Annotated in this window: 7 protein-coding genes and 1 tRNA gene; 6 read left to right on the top strand and 2 right to left on the bottom strand. The window is 63.6% G+C overall.

Annotation, left to right across the window (positions count from 1 at the left end; translation table 11 throughout):
* Positions 1-31: 31 nt before the first annotated feature.
* The 3 genes from Mlute_RS15750 to Mlute_RS14620 all read left to right on the top strand — a co-directional run bounded on the left by Mlute_RS15750 (position 32) and on the right by Mlute_RS14620 (position 865).
* Positions 32-181: a hypothetical protein gene (locus tag Mlute_RS15750; protein WP_182482594.1), complete on the top strand. Its 150-nt coding sequence runs from the start codon at positions 32-34 to the stop codon at positions 179-181.
* A gap of 82 nt (positions 182-263) precedes the next feature.
* On the top strand, positions 264-494 hold the full coding sequence (locus Mlute_RS14625) for a hypothetical protein (RefSeq protein ID WP_119361274.1): 231 nt from the start codon (positions 264-266) through the stop codon (positions 492-494).
* Positions 491-865 carry a hypothetical protein gene (locus tag Mlute_RS14620; protein ID WP_119361273.1) on the top strand — a complete coding sequence of 125 codons (375 nt, stop codon included), beginning with the start codon at positions 491-493 and terminating at the stop codon, positions 863-865. Before Mlute_RS14625 ends, Mlute_RS14620 begins: the two co-directional genes overlap by 4 nt.
* Here the strand turns inward: Mlute_RS14620 and Mlute_RS15745 are convergent.
* On the bottom strand, positions 824-982 hold the full coding sequence (locus Mlute_RS15745; RefSeq protein WP_182482593.1) for a hypothetical protein: 159 nt from the start codon (positions 980-982) through the stop codon (positions 824-826). The genes Mlute_RS14620 and Mlute_RS15745 overlap by 42 nt on opposite strands.
* Before the next feature lie 386 nt (positions 983-1,368).
* Between Mlute_RS15745 and Mlute_RS16510 the strand changes: the two genes are divergently transcribed.
* The gene (locus Mlute_RS16510; protein WP_281270870.1) at positions 1,369-1,503 is read left to right on the top strand and encodes a hypothetical protein; all 135 of its coding nucleotides are present in this window, start codon (positions 1,369-1,371) and stop codon (positions 1,501-1,503) included.
* The gene (locus Mlute_RS14610) at positions 1,484-2,677 is read left to right on the top strand and encodes a tyrosine-type recombinase/integrase (protein WP_119361271.1); all 1,194 of its coding nucleotides are present in this window, start codon (positions 1,484-1,486) and stop codon (positions 2,675-2,677) included. The genes Mlute_RS16510 and Mlute_RS14610 overlap by 20 nt, the downstream gene beginning before the upstream one ends.
* 75 nt (positions 2,678-2,752) lie before the next feature.
* Here the strand turns inward: Mlute_RS14610 and Mlute_RS14605 are convergent.
* A tRNA-Arg gene (locus tag Mlute_RS14605) sits at positions 2,753-2,830 on the bottom strand.
* Between the two features lie 90 nt (positions 2,831-2,920).
* On the opposite strand from Mlute_RS14605, the gene Mlute_RS14600 reads away from it, so the two are divergent.
* Positions 2,921-3,229 (top strand): glycerol-3-phosphate acyltransferase (locus tag Mlute_RS14600; RefSeq protein WP_147371125.1); only part of this gene is annotated, 309 nt, incomplete at its 3' end.

Genomic DNA, 3,229 nt, shown 5'->3' with positions numbered 1-3,229 from the left:
TGGCACAAGCGGATGAGGGGGTGGTAGTGATATGACCCGCTACCCCCACCTACCCCCCGCTGTACTACGACTGCTCGAGGCTGGCCCCTGGGAAGGAACCCCCACCTCGCTATACTCCGACCTCGAGCCCCACCGGGTAGACCCCTGGCCCGCACCTACCCCCAGCCCGAGGGGCCGGTGAGGCTCATCGGCTTGTGGCCGGGCTGCTGGCCGGAGCAGACGCGAAACGAGGTTCTCGAATCATGGGAAACGGTGGTGACTGAATGCCCAGGGAAAAGCGACCGCAAAAGCCCGCGACCCCGCCCGACCCCGAGACGCAGCGACTCGAGGATGATCTATTCCGAACAGACCCCGAGTCGCTGCGCCTTCTGGAAGAGCTTTTGTTCCCCCCCGAGCTGCAAGAATTTGTGGACCGCGAGGCCGCCAAGTTGCGGGAGCAGTTGGAGATTCTGCGCCGCCTGCTAGACGAATCTTGCACCTGGGAAAAGCCATGAGGCTGGATTACGAACTCGCCGCCACCGTCCTAGCCGAGGCCACCCTTGAGGACGACCGGACGGTTTGCGAACGCCACGGGATTACGCCCAGGACGCTCAGAAACTACCGCTACCGGCTCCAGTCGGACCCCGAACTTTCCTTACTTTTCCGCGAACGGCTGCGCACCCTCGAGCGCGAATGGGCCAACGAGCTGGCCCCCGCCATCCGTCAAGCGGTGCGCTTCCTGCAACGCGCCGCCCAGGTGGCTGACCCTCGAGACCCCCGCGCGATCGAGGCGGTGGCCGAGGCGCTGCGGGTGCTGTCCGAGGTGTCCATGACCAGGGAGGTGCTACAGACCCGGCTCGAGGGCCCGCCCCCGCGGGCGAACTGAGGCCCGCGCTGAAGCACCGTCCTGGCCGCCCTCGAGCTGGTGCAGTCGCTGCTCTCCAATGTTGGCGGCGTTCTGGGTGTAAATCCGGTCGCCCCTTCTCACCAGCCGCTCTCTCATCTGTCATCGGATGACAGATGAGAGAGCGTCCCGTTCCGGCCCGGAATACCTCAATGTCCACCACCGGCCCCTCTCTCCGAGGGGCCTTAAAAGCCGTTTTACGGGCTCGAGCGCTGAGCACCGTCCTGGACGGCCTCGAGCGGGTTTGTAGCCAATCTGCGGCAAGCCGATCTGACTGATAACGGTTATCAGTCAGACCTGCCTATCCAGAGGCATATTTCCCTTAATAGCAGTTAGAGGAAATATCTTCACGGACCTAGCCCGTGTTGGAGTACAATAAGACCATGCCTAGAGGATCAAACTTAGACCGCGTTCGGGGCAGTAAGGAGCAGTTGGCTGCACGGTTCGGGGTGACGCCCCTTCGCCCCGGCGAGGGGGGTCGAGAGGTGTGGGTACGTGCACCGCTGGACGTGCTCGAGCGCTTCGAGGCTTTGCCCGCTGGACAACGCGGCGCGGTGATCCGGGCCGGGCTCGAGGCTCTGGGGCTGCTGGAGGTGGAGGATGCCGAGGCTCACGAATAAGCCACGCAAGCGCAAAGATGGTCGTTATGAGGTGCGGCTGTCCATCCTCGAGGATGGCCGCAAGGTCAGGATTTCGGTCTACGGCGCTACTGCCGCCGAAGCCGATCAGAAGGCCCGTGACCTCAAGACCAGGGCCGAGCGGGGCCAGTTCAGCCGGGATAGGACCACCGTGGCCGGGTTTGCTGAGTCCTGGCTTTCCCGTAAGAAGAAGGAAGTCCGGCCCAACACCCTCGACGCCTACCGCCGTGAGCTGTCCCTGGCCTTGCCGAGCCTCAAAGACCCGAAAGCCTTTGACGAGCTGGGCTCGAGGAAGCTGCAAGAGGTCAGACCCGTCCACGTCCGAGCGCTGATTGACGACCTCATGAGCCGCTATAGCCTGCGAACCGTGCGGTGGGTCAGGCAGAAGCTACACACCCTGTTCGAGGAAGCCCTGAACCTCGAGTTGATCCATCGCAACCCGGTGAGCCCGATCAAGATCAAAGCGCCACGGGGCGAGGCCAAGGCCAAGGCCGGACGCGCCCTCGAGCCCCATGAGGTACAGGCCCTGTTGGCCGCGCTGGACAGCCACAAGGACCCCCGCACCGCCCTGGCCCTGCGGCTGATGCTGGCCTGTGGGTTGAGACTCGGTGAGGCGTTGGGCTTGCAGTGGGGAGACATCGACCTCGAGGAAGGCATGCTCAGCGTTCGACGCACCTATAGCGCCTATCGCATGGGACCGCCCAAGACCCCCACCAGCGCCCGCACCGTGCCAATCCCCCACGCCACCCTGGAGCGCCTGAGGGCTTACCGGTTGTGGTACGTCGAGCGGCTGGGTGAGCCCCAAGCCGGGGCGTGGGTATTCCCCGGCAACGACCCCAGCAAGCCCCTCGACTACAACGCGCCGGGTCACGCCCTGAAGCGGATTATTGAGGCCATCAACGCCAAGCGGCAGAAGGAAGCCGAGAAGGCCGGGGGCGAGCCGGTGCTGTTCCCCCACACCAGGGTTCACGATCTGCGGCACTCCTTCGGTAGCCACTTGTTGGCGAACGGTGCGCCCCTCGAGCTGGTTAGCGAGCGCATGGGCCATGCGGACGCAAACATCACCCTTGGGGTTTACCGGCATCTGCTCCAGCACGAGCGCAAGGGCTGGGTGCTCGACCCCGAGGACTTGACCCAGCCCAGCGCCAAGGCTTGAAGCTTATTGGGGTCAAAACCTGGGGTCAAAGGAGAGTCCGGGGTCACACAGACCCCGGATTTTTGCGTCCTGGACTGGTGCGCCCGGCAGGACTCGAACCTGCGACCTAAGGTTTAGGAAACCTTTGCTCTATCCACACTGAGCTACGAGCGCGAGGTCGCCCCAATCGGGCAACCCAGATTCTAGCACCTACCCCGCTTTGCTTCCATAGCAGGCTTGAAGAAATCTGGTAAGTTTGAGCCGATGGTGCTTCTCATGGCGATTCTGGCTTATCTGCTGGGCGCTTTACCTTTAGGGTATTGGGCGGTGCGCCGTTTGAGTGGTTGGGACCCCCGGCTGGCCTCGAGCTACAACCTGGGCTTAGAGAACGCGCTGCAACGCCTGGGAGCTGGTCCTGCGCTGTCGGCCTTTGGCCTGGATGCGCTCAAAGGTTTGCTGGCGGTCTGGCTGGGCGGGCAGTGGGGCCTCTCCTGGGGGGTGGTCTTCGCCCTTTTGGTCTATCTAGGGCACCTCTATCCCCTGGGGTTTTTTTCCCAGGGGATAGAGGTGCCC

The organism is Meiothermus luteus (assembly GCF_003574085.1).
Taxonomy (GTDB): Bacteria; Deinococcota; Deinococci; order Deinococcales; family Thermaceae; genus Meiothermus; species Meiothermus luteus.
Note: the sequence above shows the minus strand (reverse complement) of the source record. Positions and strands in the feature narration are given on the sequence as shown.

Coding starts and splice junctions, on each gene's coding strand:
- Mlute_RS15750 (WP_182482594.1), top strand. CDS start 32: ATGACCCGCTACCCCCACCTACCCCCCGCTGTACTACGACTGCTCGAG.
- Mlute_RS14625 (WP_119361274.1), top strand. CDS start 264: ATGCCCAGGGAAAAGCGACCGCAAAAGCCCGCGACCCCGCCCGACCCC.
- Mlute_RS14620 (WP_119361273.1), top strand. CDS start 491: ATGAGGCTGGATTACGAACTCGCCGCCACCGTCCTAGCCGAGGCCACC.
- Mlute_RS15745 (WP_182482593.1), bottom strand. CDS start 982: ATGAGAGAGCGGCTGGTGAGAAGGGGCGACCGGATTTACACCCAGAAC.
- Mlute_RS14610 (WP_119361271.1), top strand. CDS start 1,484: ATGCCGAGGCTCACGAATAAGCCACGCAAGCGCAAAGATGGTCGTTAT.